Here is a 17,205-nt window from a genome sequence, read left to right on the forward strand (position 1 = left end):
GAGTTTGGCAAAACCGATCAAATATTCAATGCACCGAAGGAAGACCGAACCCGCCGTTATATTTCTGGTGACTTTGGCTAAAAAAGAAGAAGGTTAAAAAGAAACAAGTTAACAGAATCGAATAACAAGTCAGCCAAACTATAAGCTCAAGAGCAAAGCCCCATCGTGACGGTAATGTCGCAGTTGGGGCTTTTTTAATTGCTGTTCATATTTAGTAGCGGTTCAAATTAATATTTGCCTGCAAACCCATACAAAAGCATTAGCTAAACTGTCGATGATGGCTTTTTGTGCTTAAATGCTTCGAAAAGGCCGATAAATTTCCTTATTTGCCCCGATTTGAAACAGTACGTCATGACGAGTCACTGTTTTAGGGCAAATGTTGTTTTATTGCACCAATATGCACAGGTGGAATAATTTAAAAACAGTGTTTTAGCTTTAATCATGGAAGATTAAGTCAATATAATCAGTGATTTGGTTGCTTTTAGGTGGCTTTGTATATTTTGGCATCGTTTTTGATTGGACATTAACTGAATGTTTATTACAAACGGAGATGTTAAGTATGTCCACGATGTCCAAACTGAATCTAGCAACACTTGGTCTGAGTTTATCTCTACTCTCAGCGGCAGTATCTGCCGAAGAGACGATCAAGGTTGGGGTTCTTCACTCGCTGTCGGGCACAATGGCGATCAGTGAGACCACGCTGAAAGATACCGTCTTGATGCTGGTTGATGAGCAGAATAAAAAAGGGGGCCTGTTAGGCAAGAAGCTGGAAGCGGTGGTTGTGGATCCTGCTTCGAACTGGCCTCTTTTTGCTGAAAAAGCCCGAGAACTTATCGAAAAGGAAAAAGTCGATGTAGTGTTTGGTGGTTGGACGTCGGTCTCCCGTAAATCAATGCTGCCGGTGTTTGAAGAACTCAATAGTATCTTGTTCTACCCAGTGCAATATGAGGGTGAGGAATCATCCAAAAATGTCTTCTATACCGGTGCCGCTCCTAACCAGCAGGCTATCCCTGCCGTTGAATACCTGATGGACGAGTTGGATGTAGAGCGTTGGGTTTTGGCTGGTACCGATTATGTTTACCCGCGTACAACCAATAAAATTCTTGAGTCATATCTAAAAGCCAAAGGTGTCGATGAAGAAGACATCATGATCAGCTACACCCCGTTTGGCCACTCTGACTGGCAGTCGATTGTCTCCGATATCAAGAAGTTTGGCTCTGCAGGTAAGAAAACAGCGGTAGTTTCAACTATCAACGGTGACGCGAATGTACCTTTTTACAAAGAGTTAGGTGCCCAAGGCGTCTCCTCTGAAGACATCCCTGTTGTCGCGTTCTCCGTGGGCGAAGAAGAACTATCCGGTATGGATACTTCGCCATTGGTTGGCCACCTTGCGGCCTGGAACTACTTCATGAGTGTTGATACCGAGCAGAATGAAGACTTCATTGATGGTTGGCAGTCGTTTATCAAAAGTGAAGATCGTGTGACCAATGACCCGATGGAAGCACACTATATCGGCTTCAACATGTGGGTACAGGCAGTCAAGAACGCCGGTACGACTGATTCGGAAGCGGTACAAGATGCTCTAATCGGTATTGCTGTTCCGAACCTATCTGGTGGTTATTCGACTATGCTGCCAAACCACCATATCACCAAACCGGTACTGATTGGTGAGATCCAAGACGATGGCCAATTTGATGTGGTGTGGGAGACAACAGGCTTAGTCGCCGGTGATGCATGGTCCAAGTATCTCCCTGAGTCTGCCAAGCTATTTTCTAGCTGGTCTAAGCCATTCTCTTGTGGAGCTTTCAACACCGAAACCAAAAAGTGTTCAGGCTCGAATTAACCTCTCGTAAAGATTAAGGGCATTTGCCCTTTATTGATAGCGCTTCAGTTTATGGCTGAAGCGCTATGTTCTGTGGGTTTTTGCCCACATTGGAAGTCGTTAATTGCCAGTAAGGACACAAGAAATGACACCTTTAATGAAGCTCGTTAAAGCACTCATGGTCTTCTTGTTATGCACTCCCATGGCATTTGCTTCGGTCAGTTCAACGGATGATTTTGATCGGGTGCTGCTTGGGAAAAATAATAAAGACAAGGAAATAGCCATTGAGTGGCTAGTGGCCAATCAGCCAACAGAAAAGGCGAAGCCTATTCTGCGTGCGTGGTTGGAAGGGGATTTGTTTTATTACAAAGACAAGAAAAGTGAAGCTTATCAGAAGCTTTATATTATTGCCGGAAGAAACGGCAAACAGGCCGATGGTATTTGGGATGCCGAGCAACTGACCGTTTCGCGCTCGCGGGACTTTGGCAAAGTGCGGGTCAATAACAAGTTGCGCAGCATGATTAGGATGCAGTTGGCATCACTTGGATTGAACTCGGCTGATCCTACAGTCCGCCTGCAAGCTGCAAACGGTCTGCTTGGACAAACCGATGATGAGATCATTGAAAGGATCACAGCTCAGCTAAGTGTTGAGCAAGATCCCCAAGTTCAAGATAGGCTGCAACTCGCGCTGACAGTCAGCGAGGCCATGGATAGCAGCGAGTCAACCAAGTCACGGATAGCGGCGGTAGAGACACTGTCTGAATACAAGCAAGCTATTGTGCTGCAAACCCTTAACAAGTTGCAGCCTCAATCGCTTGATCCAGAGCTTTCGGCTGCAGTCGAAAAAGGGCTGGATAAATACCACCAGAGCCAGCGTTTTTACTCCGGAGTGGAAACGGTTTTCTTCGGCCTTAGCTTAGGGTCGGTGCTGGTACTTGCCGGTATTGGCCTTGCCATCACTTTTGGGGTGATGGGGGTTATAAATATGGCCCACGGTGAGCTGATCATGATTGGTGCCTACACCACCTATGTGATGCAGCAACTGTTCCCTCAACAGATTGGTGTGGCGTTAATCCTGTCTATTCCAATGGCTTTCATTATCTCTGGGCTGGTGGGTATTGCGATTGAACGCAGTGTGATCAGGCACCTTTATGGCCGACCGCTGGAAACCTTATTGGCGACATTCGGGATCAGTTTGATCCTTCAGCAAGCGGTACGATCAATCTTCTCTCCCCTCAACCGCTCTGTGAGTACGCCGGACTGGATGGCTGGAGCTTGGGAGCTAAACCCCATGCTATCTCTGACCTATAACCGCCTCTACATCATTCTTTTCTGCGCCTTGGTGTTTATCGTCATGGTGATGGTGTTGAAGAAAACCCCTCTTGGCTTGCAAGTCCGGGCGGTCTCGCAAAACAGGGCGATGGCTAGGGCAATGGGGATCCGCTCCGAGCGCGTCGATGCCCTGACGTTCGGTCTGGGTTCGGGCGTCGCGGGTGTTGCTGGGGTGGCATTGTCGCAGCTTACTAATGTGGGGCCAAATATGGGCCAAGCCTACATTATCGACTCCTTTATGGTGGTGGTGTTTGGCGGGGTAGGCAACCTCTGGGGCACCTTGGTCGCCGGCTTGGGGCTGGGGCTTTTCAATAAGCTATTGGAACCTTGGGCCGGGGCAGTGCTGGCGAAAATTTTGATGCTGGTATTTATCATCCTGTTTATTCAAAAGCGTCCTCGCGGGCTATTCCCGCAACGTGGCCGTGCGGCAGAGAGCTAAGGAGCGCTTGATGCAGTCTAAATCTATTATTCTCTCGGCTTTGGGGCGGGATCGGGGCGGTAAAGTCGTCCTTACGCTGCTGCTCGCTGCCGTTATTCTGGTGCCGATGGCCAACCTGCTATTGCCGTCTGGCCACCCGCTTCATATCGAAACCTTTACGATTTCACTGATGGGTAAATACCTCAGCTACGCCATGCTCGCCCTCGCGGTAGATCTGGTGTGGGGATATCTTGGCATCCTCAGCCTTGGGCATGGCGCCTTTTTTGCCTTGGGTGGCTACGCCATGGGGATGTACCTGATGCGCCAAATCGGTGACCGTGGTGTCTATGGTGATCCTGTTTTGCCGGACTTTATGGTGTTCCTCAATTGGTCAGAGTTACCGTGGTTTTGGTACGGCTTTGATCAATTCTGGATTGCTTGCCTGATGGTGGTGCTGGTTCCTGGCCTATTGGCATACATTTTTGGCTATCTGGCTTTTCGCTCTAGGGTTTCTGGGGTGTATTTGTCGATCATGACCCAGGCCCTGACCTACGCACTTATGTTGGCGTTCTTCCGCAATGAAATGGGATTCGGCGGTAACAACGGCTTGACGGATTTCAAGGATATCCTCGGTTTTAGCTTGCAGCAGGATACAACCAAAATCGCGTTGTTTGTGTGTACCGGCCTGGCATTGGCGGTGAGTTATATAGTGTGTCGCACGGTTGTCAGCAGCCGCTTGGGCCGTGTTGCTATGGCTATCCGTGATACCGAATCGCGCACCCGCTTTATGGGCTACGATGTCGACGGTATCAAGCTGTGGGTCTTTGTGCTGTCTGCAGTAATTGCTGGGATAGCCGGGGCTTTGTACGTACCGCAAGTGGGGATCATCAACCCTGGTGAGTTTGCGCCACTGAACTCTATCGAGGTCGTGGTATGGGTGGCACTTGGCGGACGGGCAACGCTGTTCGGGGCCATTGTCGGCGCCTTGATTATCAATTACGCCAAAAGCTGGTTTACGGTCGAATTTCCGGAAGTGTGGCTGTTTGCCCTCGGCGGTTTGTTTGTACTTTCCACCATGTATTTCCCGAAAGGGGTGATTGGGTTTGTTTCCGACGGCATTAGCCGGTTTAGTTTCAAACGAAAAGCAGGAGATTCAGCAAAATCATCGGGAACCGAGCAAGAGTGCAATGGCAGTGAGGTGACGTCATGACTGTATTGGAAACGGCAAAAAAACTACAGACCTTTGCCCATGAAATGACCAAACGCGATGAGGTCTTTTCGTTCTTGATCCCCGAAGAACACCCCTTAATTGATACCAAGCACAACATCTTGCTCTATGTGGAAGGGGTGAATAAAAGCTTTGATGGATTCAAGGCGATTAACGACCTCAACTTATACATTCGCGAGGGGGAGCTGCGCTGCATAATCGGCCCTAACGGAGCCGGTAAAACCACCATGATGGATATTATCACCGGAAAGACCAAGCCTGATTCCGGGCAGGTCTGGCTGGGGTCCAACATCAACCTGCTGACAATGAATGAATCGCAGATCGCCAATGCCGGCGTAGGGCGGAAGTTTCAAAAGCCCACGGTGATTGAGTGCCTGAGTGTTTGGCAGAACCTTGAGCTGGCGATGTCCGGTGTGCGGACCGTATGGGCAACATTTAGGGCTAAATTGACCGGCGAGCAGCAGGACAAGCTTGAGTCGGTGCTGGAACTGATCAACTTGGCTGACAATGCCGCGCTGCTGGCTGGCAACTTATCCCACGGCCAAAAACAATGGCTGGAAATTGGGATGCTGCTAATGCAAAACCCTAAGTTACTACTGGTTGATGAACCCGTGGCAGGGATGACCCACCAGGAAATGGATAAAACCTCTGAGTTGCTCAATTCGTTGGCGGGCAAGCACTCGGTGGTTGTGGTAGAGCACGATATGGACTTTGTCCGCTCGATTGCCAGTGAGGTGACAGTGCTCCACCAGGGCCATGTGTTGGCTGAAGGTACGATGGATCAAGTACAAAACCATCCTGAAGTGAAGCGGGTTTACCTAGGGGAATAGCATGTTAGAAATCAAATCACTCAACCAGTACTACGGCGAGAGCCATACATTGTGGGATGTAGATATGCAGATCCCCGAGGGTAAATGTACTGTCTTGATGGGCAGAAACGGCGTGGGTAAAACCACCTTACTCCAATGCATTATGGGGTTAGTGAGCGCTAAAAGTGGTGACATTACGTTCAATGGCCAATCGGTACTCCCTGAACCGGCGGAGTCCAGGCCTCGCAGGGGAATAGGCTATGTACCGCAGGGAAGGCAGATTTTCCCAATGCTGACGGTGCAGGAGAACTTGGAAATCGGCCTGCCGATCCGTGACCGGGGTGACCGCAAAATCCCTGATTTCATTTTTGATTTATTCCCTGTTCTTAAGGAGATGCTCCACCGCCGAGGAGGGGATTTATCGGGTGGGCAGCAACAGCAACTGGCGATCGGGCGGGCGCTGGTGGTTAATCCAAAGCTGTTGATTTTGGATGAGCCGACAGAGGGGATCCAGCCAAATATCGTGCAGGAGATAGGCGATATTATCCGGATGCTGAACGAAAAAATGGGACTCACCGTTTTGCTGGTCGAGCAGAAGTTGCCGTTTGCCCGCCGGGTAGGCGATCAATTCTGCATTCTTGATAGGGGGCGTCATGTTGCCAGCGGACAAATGGCCGATCTCAATGACAATTTGGTCAAGGAGTACCTGACAGTATGACGGCGCTTATTTCACCTGTTTTCTCCCAACCGACAGCCCGCCAAATTGCCCAGCATACCCGTCATGGGTGGCTGGCAGAGCTGAGCTTGTGCTACCGCGACAGGGGCGACAAAACCGTACTCAAGCACCGGGAGCAAAAGGGCCCGCTTACGGTACAGCAGGCATTGTATCCGGAAGGTGAGATATGCCATAGCTACCTGCTTCATCCGCCTGGAGGCGTCGCAGGTGGCGATACCCTTGATATCCGCGTCAATGTTGGCGCGGAAGCCAAGGTATTGGTAACAACGCCCGGTGCCACAAAGTTTTATCGCTCAGAAAGCCGTTTTGCTAAGCAGGCCCAGCACCTAACCGTTGAATCTGGAGGCAGGCTGGAATGGCTACCACAAGAAAATATTTTCTTTCCTGATGCCCATGCTCAACTCAATACCGTGATTCACCTTGAACGCGGTGCACAGTTTGTGGGCTGGGAGCTGCACTGTTTTGGTCGGCCTGCACTAAATGAGTGCTTCGACAGTGGAAAACTCGTCGGAAAAACAGAGGTTTACCTTGATAAACGCCGAGTGCTGACAGAAGGTTTGAACATGTCCGGTGGCGATAAGGTATTGATTAATATGGGAATGCAGAAATTCCCCATGATGGGGACCCTGTACTTAACCGAAATGGGGCAGGACTTCTATCAGTTGGTACAGGCTTTGCTATCTGATATTCAGGACGAATTAGGTCGCGATAAGTTGATAGTGGCGGCTACCCAGCTCGAGGGGCTGGTTGTTGTCAGGGCTTTGGGGCATTGGAGCGAAGATATTTTATCTTGCTTCACCAAGGTTTGGCAGCAAGCAAGGTCTGAGATGACCGGGGTTCTGCCTAGCCCTCCTCGAATCTGGGCCACTTAGTAAAAGCGGGAGAAAGACATGGAGTTGACGCCAAGAGAGAAGGACAAGCTACTGATTTTTTGTGCCGGTATGCTGGCCAAGCAGCGTAAGGAGAGAGGGCTAAAACTCAATTACCCCGAATCCATTGCTTTTATCAGTAGTGCCATCTTGGAAGGGGCGCGGGAAGGAAAAACGGTTGCTGAGTTGATGGACTATGGCCGTACCCTGTTGTCGGTTGAAGATGTAATGGAAGGGGTGGCAGCGATGATCCCGGACGTACAGGTTGAGGCGACCTTTCCCGATGGCACCAAGCTGGTGACGGTACATGAGCCGATTGTGTAGCGGTCCTTTTTCTAGAAATACCCAGATTAACAAGGAGTAAAAATGGCAGGGAGTAGCGCGTTTAATACCTCCGCTTTTGTACCCGGACAAATAGAAACGGCAACCGGAGACATTGAGCTAAATGCTGGCAGGGAAACGATTACTGTTGCGGTTGAGAATCTCGGTGATAGGCCAATTCAGATAGGTTCACATTATCATTTCTTTGAAGTTAACGATGCCCTTAAGTTTGATCGGCAAGCCTGCAAAGGCTTTCGCCTGAACATCCCCGCAGGTACGGCAACGCGCTTTGAACCAGGACAATCCCGTACGGTGGAATTGGTTGAGTATGCGGGCAAGCGCGAAGTTTACGGTTTCCAGGGAAAAGTGATGGGCCAAATCTAGCCCGTCGGCATTGTCTCTAAGAATTATACAAGGAAGAGTTATGGCAAACATTTCACGTCAGGCTTATGCCGAAATGTTTGGCCCAACGGTGGGGGATCGGGTGCGTCTTGCCGATACCGAGTTGTGGCTGGAGGTTGAAAAAGATTTCACTGTTTATGGGGATGAGGTGAAATTCGGCGGCGGCAAGGTGATCCGCGATGGAATGGGCCAGAGTCAGCGCCCAAGTGCTGAAACCCCCGATTTGGTGATCACTAATGCCATCGTGCTTGATTACTGGGGCATTGTGAAAGCCGATGTGGCGGTGAAAAATGGTCGGATATCTGGCATTGGTAAAGCTGGGAATCCAGATATTCAGCCCGAGGTAGATATCATTATTGGTCCTGGGACTGAAGTGCTGGCAGGCGAGGGTGCCATTTTAACCGCAGGGGGTATCGACTCCCATATCCACTTTATTTGTCCGCAGCAAATTGAAGAGGCATTGGCCTCTGGGGTCACCACCATGATTGGTGGCGGAACAGGGCCTGCAACTGGCACCAATGCGACCACCTGTACACCGGGACCTTGGAATATGGCGCAGATGCTCCAAGCCTTGGATGGTTTCCCTATGAACTTTGGCCTATTGGGCAAGGGTAATGCCAGTCAGCCTGAAGCATTGCGCGAACAGGTTGCCGCAGGGGCTGTTGGACTAAAGCTCCATGAAGACTGGGGCACCACGCCTGCATCGATTGATACCTGTTTGTCGGTAGCCGATGAGATGGATGTGCAGGTCGCTATTCATACCGACACCCTCAATGAGTCAGGCTTTGTTGAGTCTACCTTGGCAGCGATTGGCGACAGGGTGATCCACACGTACCACACAGAGGGAGCGGGTGGCGGTCATGCACCAGATATTATTCGTGCTGCCGGGGAATCAAATGTCTTGCCGTCATCGACCAATCCGACTCGCCCTTATACGGTAAATACGGTTGATGAGCACCTAGATATGTTGATGGTGTGCCATCACCTTTCACCGGCTATTGCTGAAGATGTTGCTTTTGCCGAGTCCCGTATCCGGCGGGAAACCATTGCCGCAGAGGATATTCTGCACGATTTAGGCGCGTTCTCGATGATCGCTTCGGACTCTCAGGCAATGGGGCGAGTAGGTGAAGTGATAACCCGAACATGGCAAACAGCCCATAAGATGAAGGTCCAGCGCGGCAGCTTGGCTGAAGATTCCAGCTTCAGCGATAACTTCCGCCTTAAGCGCTATGTTGCCAAGTACACCATCAACCCTGCTATCACCCACGGGATGGGGCATGAAATAGGCTCAATTGAAGTGGGTAAGCTGGCAGATTTGGTGTTGTGGAAGCCGGCCTTTTTTGGAGTGAAACCAAGTGTTGTTGTCAAAGGCGGCATGATAGCCATGGCCCCGATGGGGGACCCAAATGCTTCTATTCCTACCCCGCAACCGGTCCACTACCGTGCGATGTTTGGCAGTTACGGAAAAGCTGCCATGAATACCTCGATGTTATTTGTCTCGGCGGCTGCCAAAGAGGCAGGCGTTGCTGAAGAGCTTCAGCTTGGTAGCCAGATTGGCGTTGCCAAAAACTGCCGGACTATCAGCAAGGCCGATATGAAACTCAATGATTGGCAACCCCGTATTGAAGTGGATTCCCAGACCTATCAGGTTCGTGCTGATGGCGAGCTTTTGGTGTGTGAGCCGGCAGAGGTACTGCCAATGGCCCAACGCTACTTTTTGTTTTGATTCATGTGGTTCAAATAAAAGCTGTTTAATAACAGCGATTTAATAAAAGCAAAGGAAATGTAAATGATTGAGTTGGTTGAAGTGACTGAAAAGGCAACATCGCAGCCCGATGCGTATTTGAGCTTGCCAATAGACAGCCGGATAAAAAGCCGGTTGAAGGTGGTATTGGATGACGGTCGTGATGCGGGCTTATTTTTGCCAAGGGGCCACATACTTCGTGGGGGCGAGCAACTCAAGAGCCGATGTGGCGAGGTTGTTGAGATCAAGGCTGCTAGCGAACAAGTATCGACAGTCTATTGTGATGATCGCCACTTGCTGATGCGCGTTGCCTACCACTTGGGTAACCGCCATGTCCCGCTTCAGGTAGAAGCAGACTGGGTGCGTTACCAACACGACCATGTTTTGGACGAGATGGTGGTTGGGCTGGGTGCTCAGGTAACTGTTGAAAATGCGCCAATTGAACCAGAAGGCGGTGCATATGGCGGACGCTCTGGCGGGCACCATCATCACTAGAAAGAATGCTCTTTTTTTGTACAAGGATATGACAATGAAATCATCTAAAATTTTCTCTCTAATCGCTTTTGTAGGGATGACTTTTCCTACATTCGCACATGCTCACCCTGGCCATGAGCACTCTTCATTTTTTAGCGGCCTTGTCCACCCGATCACCGGTGTCGACCACCTGATTATGCTGCTCGCATTTGGCGCATTAGTTTTCTTCACTGTTAAGAAAGCAGCTACCCAACTAAGCTTGTTGGCTGCTGCGCTGATTGCCATGGTAGGTGGCGTGGCGGCAGGGCTAAATTTTGGCGAACTAGGCGGTATTGAAGGAGCAATTGCTGCTTCGTTATTGGTGGTTAGCGCTGCACTTTGGCAGGTATTTACGGCAAGCAAGCAGGTAAAAAGCATGGCGGTGGCAGTTTGTGTTGCCCTTATCTTTTGTCATGGTTACGCCCATGGTGTCGAGGCGACAGGCAATGTCTCTATGTTTGCGGTTGCGATGGCGATTTCAGCCTCAGCATTAATGTTGCTCGGTAACCGACTCGCTGCTTTTGCTTCCAGCCGCTGGATCTCTGCAGGCGTAGCCTCTGCCAGCCTAGTTTACTTGCTGGTGGCTTGATATGGCGGCCGAGGCGATGGGGATTAACGATGTCGGCTCAGGTGATAGCCAGTTTGCAACTTACCGTTTGTTTCAACTAATCAGCCCCTCATTGCCTATCGGTGGCTTTACCTATTCGCAAGGGCTGGAATGGGCTGTTGAGGCGGGCTGGGTCAAAGACAGGGCAACCATGGTGCTTTGGCTGGAGAACCAGCTGCGTAATAGCGTGGCAACTCTCGAACTGCCGTTGATTGATAGATTTTATCAAGCCATTGAAGCTCGCGATCTGCCTAGGATTGAAGAACTGAGTAACTTGCTTTGTTCAAGCCGTGAGACCAAGGAGTTACGGGCCGAAGAGACACAGCGGGGAAAAGCGCTCAATGTACTGCTCAAGCAACTGGATATCCCCGTGGACGATTATCTAGTAAGCAACGCTGACCATAATCAGCTAGTCGGGTTGTGTGTTGCCGGCTACCTGTGGGGAATAAGCCCGCAAGCGATGAAGCAGGGTTACCTTTGGAGCTGGGCCGAAAACTTGGTTATGGCTGGAGTGAAACTTGTGCCTTTGGGCCAAACAGATGGACAGCGGGCATTGGTAGGGCTGACTCATTTATTCCCTGAAATGGAAGTCATTTCAGCCCAGATTGATGAGACGATGATGGGGAGTTTTACCCCTGTGGTGTCCTTAGCCAGCAGCCTGCATGAAACACAATATACCCGTTTGTTCCGTTCTTAAGCCGAAGGGCTAGAGAGTATTAGAAAATAAGGATTGTTATGGAAACATATAAGCAGCCGCTTCGAGTCGGAATTGGTGGCCCTGTCGGGTCTGGTAAAACTGCGTTACTTGAGGTGTTGTGTAAAGCAATTCGCGATAAGTTGAACATCGCAGTGGTAACTAACGATATCTACACCCAGGAAGATGCCAAGATCCTGACCCGTGCAGAGGCGCTTGAACCGGACCGGATCATTGGTGTTGAAACCGGCGGGTGCCCGCATACCGCTATTCGTGAAGATGCCTCTATGAACTTGGCGGCGGTTGAAGAGTTGGCAAAACGCCACCAGAATTTGGATGTGGTATTTGTCGAAAGCGGTGGTGATAACCTGAGTGCGACGTTCAGCCCGGAGTTGGCTGATCTCACCATTTATGTCATTGATGTCGCCGAAGGTGAGAAGATCCCGCGCAAAGGTGGCCCCGGCATTACCCGCTCGGATTTGTTGGTGATCAATAAGATTGACCTTGCCCCATATGTTGGCGCTTCTTTAGAGGTGATGGAGCAAGATACCAAACGGATGCGACCAACCCGTCCTTATGTCTTTACCAACCTTAAAGAGAGCAAAGGACTAGATACCATTATTGATTTCATCATTACTGAAGGTATGTTAACGCCAAAGGCGGAGTAACCCGGAAGTTCACTAGAGGGGCTGATAATTATCAGCCCTTTTTTGTGTCCAATGTTGGGTACAGCCTAAATCAATCGTCTAGCGAATTTCTAAAGAATTAATTTCAGCAAGGTTTTAGCAAACTTTTCATCGTCCTCCTCGCTCATACCGCTGACCCCGATCCCTCCAACTACCTCACCGTTGATTTCGATCGGTAACCCCCCTTTGAATCCGGTAATTTTGGGGTCAGTCCAGTACGACAGTGTCTTTCCTGTCTCATGGGCCCACGCGCCAAGGTTGCCACTTGGTTGGCGGTCACGAGCGGATGTGTAAGCTTTGTTTTGTGCTAGCAAGCCGGCTTGTACACTTACATTGTCCATTCGAACAAACCCTAATAGTTCCCCGTGGGTGTCACATACAGATATCGCAATAGGCTGTTTTGCATTTTCAGCCTTGGTTATTGCTTCTTCTATCAGCATTTGTACTTGTTTCTGTTTGAGCATTTTCCGATTCCTGTAAGATAATTATGGCAATACGTGACCACGGGCTTTTACAAACAAGCTGTACCATTCTTCTCGAGTAAGCGTCACGTTAGGTGCTTTAGCACAAGCCTTGATCCGTTCAAGGTTTGATGTGCCGATCACCGGTTGAATTTTTGCTGGATGACGAAGTAAAAATGCCAGCACGATCGCTTCACTTGGAACCTGGTATTTTTCACAAAGTGTTGTGATGTATTCAGTCGTAACTCGGACATTTTCTTGTTCAGAGTGCAGCCCCCCTTCTGAGAACATACCTTGAGCTAAGCTGCCCCAGGCTTGAAGTTGGACGCCGTTCAATCTGCAGTATTCCAATGTGCCACTGGTATAAGTGTTATTTTGATATCCGGGAGTTCCTACCATCACACCGTCATTGAGCCAATCGAGTTTTGATAGTGACATTTCAATCTGATTCGCAACAATGGGCATGTCTAATGCAGATTGAAGGAAACCTATTTGGTGATGGTTCATATTTGACACGCCAAGGAAATCGAACTTCCCATCGCTATGCAGTGAACTGAGAGCTGAAGCCAGTGCATCGAGTTCAACAAGCGGGTCGGGGCGGTGTAGGAACAACACATCTATCTTTTCTGTATGTAGCCGTTTCAGTATCCCGTTGACTGATTGCGTTACCCAGTCAGCAGAAAAGTCATATCTGCCCGGAGCAGATTCATCTTCAAAGCGAATACCGCATTTAGACTGAATGTACATGCTCTCGCGAAGAGAAGGGATTTGCTTCAAAGCTTCACCGAAAGCTATTTCTGCTTTGTTAAAGGTGTATATGTCAGCGTGGTCAAATACATTGATACCGGCTTCAAGGGCAGTATCAATAACACGCCGAGCTTGGCTTATATGCTCAGGTGATACTGGGTTGTCGTTCCAGCCACCACCTAACCCCATGCATCCATAAGCTAATTTGCTCGCTTTGGGAAGGTGTTTATTAATCGGATATTGAGACATGATACTCACCAAAATGTTTCGTTAAGCAGTTGATATCATCTTATTGTTTCCTTGGTGTGCAACAAAGTGGCTAATAGCAAAAAGACTGTTTACTATAAGGAAACTTATAGTGTAGTGAGCATCGGATTTTGAATATATGGATATCAAAAATGTAGATAAGTTGATGATGTTTCTAGAACTTGCCGAGCAGGGTAGCTTTACAAAAGCAACAGAAAAGCTCGGAATTTCGAAAGGTTATATGTCTAAACAGATAAAAGGGCTTGAAGAGGATCTCAAGACCAAACTGGTAGTTCGCTCCACAAGACACATGCGATTAACGGCAGAAGGCCAAAGGGCATATAATCATGGAGTCGAGATAAGAAAACAGATTCAGGCGTTCCAAGGCAATGTGCAGGAGGAGAATGAGCGTATCAGTGGCGTGTTGCGGTTGACTGCCCCAAAGATGTTTACTGAAGTTTTCCTAGTGGATGCTTGCTACGCTTTTCAACAAGAGCACCCTGAAATCCAGTTTGAGTTAAATTCCAGTTTTACCAGACACGACTTAATACAGGATGACATCGATCTGGCAATTAGGGCGACTACTACACCACCTGAGAACATGGTCGCCAAGAAGTTATTTTCTTATCAGCATATACTTGCCGCCTCACCGGACTATCTGGCTCGAAAAGGTCTTCCGGAAACATCGGATGATTTACGAAATCATCACTGCTTAACCACGCTTCATCAGCAAAACTGGCCACTTAAATCGACCGGCGTGGATGTGACCGGTTGGATTTCGACCAATGATAACCACGTGTTAAAGCAACAAGCGCTCCGGGGGCAGGGCATTATTCGTGTACCTAGTTATTACGTTAAAGACGAAATTGAAAAGGGGGCACTAAGTGAAGTCCTTACAGACATTGCATCAACTCAAGAAAACACGTTTTATCTACTATATCCCCAAATGACCTATACCCCAGCTAAACTGCAGGCGTTTATTAGTCATCTTCAGAGTTACTTTCAGCCTTCGATGTAATTTCAAAATGGATTATTACTTAATCAGGCTCAAACGATTGGGGTTATTCTTGAACCAAAGCTGCCCCCCCAAATTAGCAATAATGGAAAATCATTTAGTGCCGCAGTATGGGACATTACCTGTGTCGAAACATGACGGATGTATAAGCAATGCAAAACAACTATGTGAGATTAGAGAGAGTGGTGAGGTATATAGAATCTCATCTAGATCAGCCTCTGGTAATAGAAGAGCTGTTATCAAAATTTTACTTCTCTAAATACCACTTTCATCACTTGTTCCGAGCCTGTTTTGGCGAGGGGGTATATGCGATGCGTAAGCGCCTACTTTTAGAGAGGGCTGCACGAAACCTTGCCTATGGAACAGAGACTATGACTGAAATTGCTTTTGCTTGTGGTTATGAAAACCAAGCTTCTTTCAATAAGGCAATGCGCAAACAGTTTTCCTGCACGCCATCGGACATTCGTCATCAAAAGACAGTTCCTGCCTTAAAAGGGCATCAACTCACTAATTTTGAGGACATCAAGATGAAAATAAACGTTATCGACCGCAAGTCTACGGCAGTCCTATACTCCAGGGGTAGTGGTAAATACAGTGAAGCGGCAGCAATGCCATGGCTTTACATCGAGGTGCTTACGAGAAACTCTCTGAAGCCTATCGTTATATACTATTGAAATGGCTCCCAGAGAGCGGCTTTGAACTGCGTGACGAACCATGTTTTGAAGTGTATCTGAACCGCGACCCAAGACGAACCAAGCCTGAGAATTTAAAAACCGAAATCTATGTTCCGATCAAGTAACTGAGCTATCTTTTCTCGAGCCAGTCAGTATCGAAACCAACTCGATACTAGCCATCGTCTAACAGACACAGACAAAAAGCGAGTCAATAACTGAACCGCTTTTTGTCATAGCAGTAACTGCTAACTTTAACTGTCGGTATTTCCTTCTTTCAGCAATTGGACCGTTTTTTCGTTACGCTCCAATAGGGCATGAAAGTCCTTATCGCTGATTGGTAGTTGGCCTTTATCTTTGAGTATGTTGCCTTCAACCACCACATACTCGACATTGACCGGCTCTGCATTGAAAGCAATCTGAGCCAGTTCATCATGGTTGACGCCCATATTGGTGGTTGCAGGGTTAAGGATGATTAAATCAGCTCGTTTCCCTACAGCCAGCGAACCAATCTTCTCTTCCATTCCTATCACTTTAGCGCCCCCCATTGTTGATAGATACAATACATCTTCGACTGTCGGGAACACCGAAGGGTCTTGATGATATGCGCGCTGCAGGCCGATGGCAGCTTTCATCAAGGCAAAGTAATTTGAGTTATCGGATGTCCCACCATCCAACCCCATGCCGATATCGATACCGGCCTTGTACATTTTCTCAACCGGGGCGACCCCAGAGGCCAAACGCATATTACTCAAGGCATTGTAGCTGACCTTAGCCCCGGTTTTTGCCATCATGTCTATTTCATCATCATTGACATCAACCACATGGTTCAGGACCAAGCGTACATCCGTTGCATTGGTGTTTATCAATGTTGCAGTCTGCTCATCTAACCGGTCTTTTTTGTTTTCCGCATAATGGAAGTTCAGTGTGGTTTCCATTTTCTTTGCCATATCAACGGCATTCTGCACAGTATCCTGCATGTAGCCAGCAGGATGTGAAGCTAGATGGAATGTACCGAGGGTATCCTTGTCTACCTGTGCCTTAGTCACTTTAGCGTGGGCATTATTGAGCGGATTCAAATTGTAGGTATACACATAACGCATCCCCGAGTCCTGCAATGCTTGTACATTACCTTCAACAAACTTGGCATTGTAGGCATGTGACCAATCAACAACCGTTGTGACACCGGTATTAATCAGATCTAAGGTGCTCAAAGTCACAGCATCATAGGCTTGCTGGTAATTAAACGAGATAGGAAAAACACAAGGAGGTAGCCAGTCTTTCACATTTTTGTCGATACCGCACCCTCTGATGGTCGATTGCCACAAATGGTTATGAACATCGATAAGTCCAGGCATCACTATTTTTCCACTGGCATTAACAACTTTCGCATTGTCAGCGGCTAAATTTTTACCAATGGCTTTGATTTGGCCATCCTCAATCAGAATATCTTTTTCATAGAGCCTTCCCGTCAGGTCTTTATCGGTCGATTCCATCGAAATAATCAGAGAGGCATCTTTGATCAATAAAGGTGCACCGTTTACCATTATTGGTGCACATAGCAACGTAGCGATTGTGGTTTTTTTATATTTTCTCATTATTGTGTTCTCAATTTGGGCGAAAACATCAATAAAGCAATAGTTGTGCCATAAGTTTATGAAAAATAGTGCTTTTAAAGTGGTTGTGCAGAAGAGTTAATCACTTAATATGGCTCTTAGCAGCACTTATTCTTCTCACTTCAAAGCGAGTAAGTTAACCTATAATTTCTACTGAGTGTTCTAGTCTGAAATGGAAAGCCTTTCCAAGGCTATTTTTAGGCCACAGCTAATAGTCCTTTAATAATTGTCTACTTAAAATATATCAATCAGGTTGGTAGATTTAGCA

At 48.1% G+C, this 17,205-nt stretch carries 19 protein-coding genes; 16 read left to right on the plus strand and 3 right to left on the minus strand.

Annotated features, from left to right (window positions below; translation table 11 throughout):
- Positions 1 to 559 precede the first annotated feature (559 nt).
- From urtA to ureG, 13 genes are all read left to right on the plus strand, one after another.
- Complete coding sequence (urtA, locus tag BIZ37_RS24400; RefSeq protein WP_187463724.1) at positions 560 to 1,843, plus strand: urea ABC transporter substrate-binding protein; 1,284 nt, start codon at positions 560 to 562, stop codon at positions 1,841 to 1,843.
- Positions 1,844 to 1,967: 124 nt separating this feature from the next.
- Positions 1,968 to 3,593, plus strand: a complete 1,626-nt coding sequence (gene urtB, locus BIZ37_RS24405) for an urea ABC transporter permease subunit UrtB (protein ID WP_187463725.1) — start codon at positions 1,968 to 1,970, stop codon at positions 3,591 to 3,593.
- Between the two features lie 10 nt (positions 3,594 to 3,603).
- Positions 3,604 to 4,782, plus strand: a complete 1,179-nt coding sequence (urtC, locus tag BIZ37_RS24410; protein ID WP_187463726.1) for an urea ABC transporter permease subunit UrtC — start codon at positions 3,604 to 3,606, stop codon at positions 4,780 to 4,782.
- Entirely contained in the window at positions 4,779 to 5,630 is an 852-nt protein-coding gene (gene urtD, locus BIZ37_RS24415; protein ID WP_107300207.1) for an urea ABC transporter ATP-binding protein UrtD, read from the plus strand. The genes urtC and urtD overlap by 4 nt, the downstream gene beginning before the upstream one ends.
- 1 nt (position 5,631) lies before the next feature.
- Positions 5,632 to 6,327: an urea ABC transporter ATP-binding subunit UrtE gene (urtE, locus tag BIZ37_RS24420; RefSeq protein ID WP_187463727.1), complete on the plus strand. Its 696-nt coding sequence runs from the start codon at positions 5,632 to 5,634 to the stop codon at positions 6,325 to 6,327.
- Positions 6,324 to 7,217, plus strand: a complete 894-nt coding sequence (locus BIZ37_RS24425) for an urease accessory protein UreD (RefSeq protein WP_187463728.1) — start codon at positions 6,324 to 6,326, stop codon at positions 7,215 to 7,217. The genes urtE and BIZ37_RS24425 overlap by 4 nt, the downstream gene beginning before the upstream one ends.
- Before the next feature lie 18 nt (positions 7,218 to 7,235).
- Positions 7,236 to 7,538 carry an urease subunit gamma gene (ureA, locus tag BIZ37_RS24430; RefSeq protein ID WP_107300210.1) on the plus strand — a complete coding sequence of 101 codons (303 nt, stop codon included), beginning with the start codon at positions 7,236 to 7,238 and terminating at the stop codon, positions 7,536 to 7,538.
- A 42-nt stretch (positions 7,539 to 7,580) separates the two neighbouring features.
- A complete protein-coding gene (locus tag BIZ37_RS24435) occupies positions 7,581 to 7,919 on the plus strand; it encodes an urease subunit beta (RefSeq protein WP_187463729.1) in 339 nt (112 codons plus the stop codon).
- Between the two features lie 40 nt (positions 7,920 to 7,959).
- Positions 7,960 to 9,663: an urease subunit alpha gene (gene ureC, locus BIZ37_RS24440; RefSeq protein ID WP_187463730.1), complete on the plus strand. Its 1,704-nt coding sequence runs from the start codon at positions 7,960 to 7,962 to the stop codon at positions 9,661 to 9,663.
- Between the two features lie 63 nt (positions 9,664 to 9,726).
- Positions 9,727 to 10,176, plus strand: a complete 450-nt coding sequence (gene ureE, locus BIZ37_RS24445) for an urease accessory protein UreE (protein ID WP_107300213.1) — start codon at positions 9,727 to 9,729, stop codon at positions 10,174 to 10,176.
- A 34-nt stretch (positions 10,177 to 10,210) separates the two neighbouring features.
- Positions 10,211 to 10,783 (plus strand): HupE/UreJ family protein, encoded by a 573-nt coding sequence (locus BIZ37_RS24450; RefSeq protein WP_187463731.1) that lies wholly within the window; start codon positions 10,211 to 10,213, stop codon positions 10,781 to 10,783.
- A gap of 1 nt (position 10,784) precedes the next feature.
- A complete protein-coding gene (locus tag BIZ37_RS24455; protein WP_255526887.1) occupies positions 10,785 to 11,498 on the plus strand; it encodes an urease accessory protein UreF in 714 nt (237 codons plus the stop codon).
- A gap of 38 nt (positions 11,499 to 11,536) precedes the next feature.
- Positions 11,537 to 12,163, plus strand: coding sequence for an urease accessory protein UreG (ureG, locus tag BIZ37_RS24460; protein WP_187463732.1), 627 nt, complete (start codon positions 11,537 to 11,539; stop codon positions 12,161 to 12,163).
- 89 nt (positions 12,164 to 12,252) lie between these two features.
- On the opposite strand, the gene BIZ37_RS24465 is transcribed toward ureG, so the two are convergent.
- Together BIZ37_RS24465 and BIZ37_RS24470 are read right to left on the minus strand one after the other, a co-directional pair.
- Entirely contained in the window at positions 12,253 to 12,645 is a 393-nt protein-coding gene (locus BIZ37_RS24465) for a heme-binding protein (RefSeq protein WP_187463733.1), read from the minus strand.
- Between the two features lie 21 nt (positions 12,646 to 12,666).
- Positions 12,667 to 13,638: an aldo/keto reductase family oxidoreductase gene (locus BIZ37_RS24470; RefSeq protein ID WP_187463734.1), complete on the minus strand. Its 972-nt coding sequence runs from the start codon at positions 13,636 to 13,638 to the stop codon at positions 12,667 to 12,669.
- Positions 13,639 to 13,774: 136 nt separating this feature from the next.
- Between BIZ37_RS24470 and BIZ37_RS24475 the strand changes: the two genes are divergently transcribed.
- The 3 genes from BIZ37_RS24475 to BIZ37_RS30695 all read left to right on the plus strand — a co-directional run bounded on the left by BIZ37_RS24475 (position 13,775) and on the right by BIZ37_RS30695 (position 15,449).
- On the plus strand, positions 13,775 to 14,653 hold the full coding sequence (locus BIZ37_RS24475; RefSeq protein ID WP_255526888.1) for a LysR family transcriptional regulator: 879 nt from the start codon (positions 13,775 to 13,777) through the stop codon (positions 14,651 to 14,653).
- A 149-nt stretch (positions 14,654 to 14,802) separates the two neighbouring features.
- Positions 14,803 to 15,324, plus strand: a complete 522-nt coding sequence (locus BIZ37_RS24480) for an AraC family transcriptional regulator (RefSeq protein ID WP_187463735.1) — start codon at positions 14,803 to 14,805, stop codon at positions 15,322 to 15,324.
- Positions 15,264 to 15,449, plus strand: a complete 186-nt coding sequence (locus tag BIZ37_RS30695; protein WP_187463736.1) for a GyrI-like domain-containing protein — start codon at positions 15,264 to 15,266, stop codon at positions 15,447 to 15,449. Before BIZ37_RS24480 ends, BIZ37_RS30695 begins: the two co-directional genes overlap by 61 nt.
- Positions 15,450 to 15,575: 126 nt before the next feature.
- On the opposite strand, the gene BIZ37_RS24490 is transcribed toward BIZ37_RS30695, so the two are convergent.
- Positions 15,576 to 16,919 carry an amidohydrolase family protein gene (locus BIZ37_RS24490; RefSeq protein ID WP_187463737.1) on the minus strand — a complete coding sequence of 448 codons (1,344 nt, stop codon included), beginning with the start codon at positions 16,917 to 16,919 and terminating at the stop codon, positions 15,576 to 15,578.
- Positions 16,920 to 17,205: the final 286 nt, after the last annotated feature.

It is taken from the genome of Photobacterium sp. BZF1, from assembly GCF_014349205.1.
Classification (GTDB): Bacteria; Pseudomonadota; Gammaproteobacteria; order Enterobacterales; family Vibrionaceae; genus Photobacterium.

Coding starts and splice junctions, on each gene's coding strand:
- ureA (WP_107300210.1), top strand. CDS start 7,236: ATGGAGTTGACGCCAAGAGAGAAGGACAAGCTACTGATTTTTTGTGCC.
- urtD (WP_107300207.1), top strand. CDS start 4,779: ATGACTGTATTGGAAACGGCAAAAAAACTACAGACCTTTGCCCATGAA.
- BIZ37_RS24450 (WP_187463731.1), top strand. CDS start 10,211: ATGAAATCATCTAAAATTTTCTCTCTAATCGCTTTTGTAGGGATGACT.
- BIZ37_RS24490 (WP_187463737.1), bottom strand. CDS start 16,919: ATGAGAAAATATAAAAAAACCACAATCGCTACGTTGCTATGTGCACCA.
- BIZ37_RS24475 (WP_255526888.1), top strand. CDS start 13,775: ATGGATATCAAAAATGTAGATAAGTTGATGATGTTTCTAGAACTTGCC.
- urtB (WP_187463725.1), top strand. CDS start 1,968: ATGACACCTTTAATGAAGCTCGTTAAAGCACTCATGGTCTTCTTGTTA.
- BIZ37_RS24455 (WP_255526887.1), top strand. CDS start 10,785: ATGGCGGCCGAGGCGATGGGGATTAACGATGTCGGCTCAGGTGATAGC.
- urtE (WP_187463727.1), top strand. CDS start 5,632: ATGTTAGAAATCAAATCACTCAACCAGTACTACGGCGAGAGCCATACA.
- BIZ37_RS24425 (WP_187463728.1), top strand. CDS start 6,324: ATGACGGCGCTTATTTCACCTGTTTTCTCCCAACCGACAGCCCGCCAA.
- BIZ37_RS24465 (WP_187463733.1), bottom strand. CDS start 12,645: ATGCTCAAACAGAAACAAGTACAAATGCTGATAGAAGAAGCAATAACC.
- BIZ37_RS30695 (WP_187463736.1), top strand. CDS start 15,264: ATGGCTTTACATCGAGGTGCTTACGAGAAACTCTCTGAAGCCTATCGT.
- ureE (WP_107300213.1), top strand. CDS start 9,727: ATGATTGAGTTGGTTGAAGTGACTGAAAAGGCAACATCGCAGCCCGAT.
- urtA (WP_187463724.1), top strand. CDS start 560: ATGTCCACGATGTCCAAACTGAATCTAGCAACACTTGGTCTGAGTTTA.
- BIZ37_RS24435 (WP_187463729.1), top strand. CDS start 7,581: ATGGCAGGGAGTAGCGCGTTTAATACCTCCGCTTTTGTACCCGGACAA.
- urtC (WP_187463726.1), top strand. CDS start 3,604: ATGCAGTCTAAATCTATTATTCTCTCGGCTTTGGGGCGGGATCGGGGC.
- BIZ37_RS24480 (WP_187463735.1), top strand. CDS start 14,803: ATGCAAAACAACTATGTGAGATTAGAGAGAGTGGTGAGGTATATAGAA.
- ureG (WP_187463732.1), top strand. CDS start 11,537: ATGGAAACATATAAGCAGCCGCTTCGAGTCGGAATTGGTGGCCCTGTC.
- ureC (WP_187463730.1), top strand. CDS start 7,960: ATGGCAAACATTTCACGTCAGGCTTATGCCGAAATGTTTGGCCCAACG.
- BIZ37_RS24470 (WP_187463734.1), bottom strand. CDS start 13,638: ATGTCTCAATATCCGATTAATAAACACCTTCCCAAAGCGAGCAAATTA.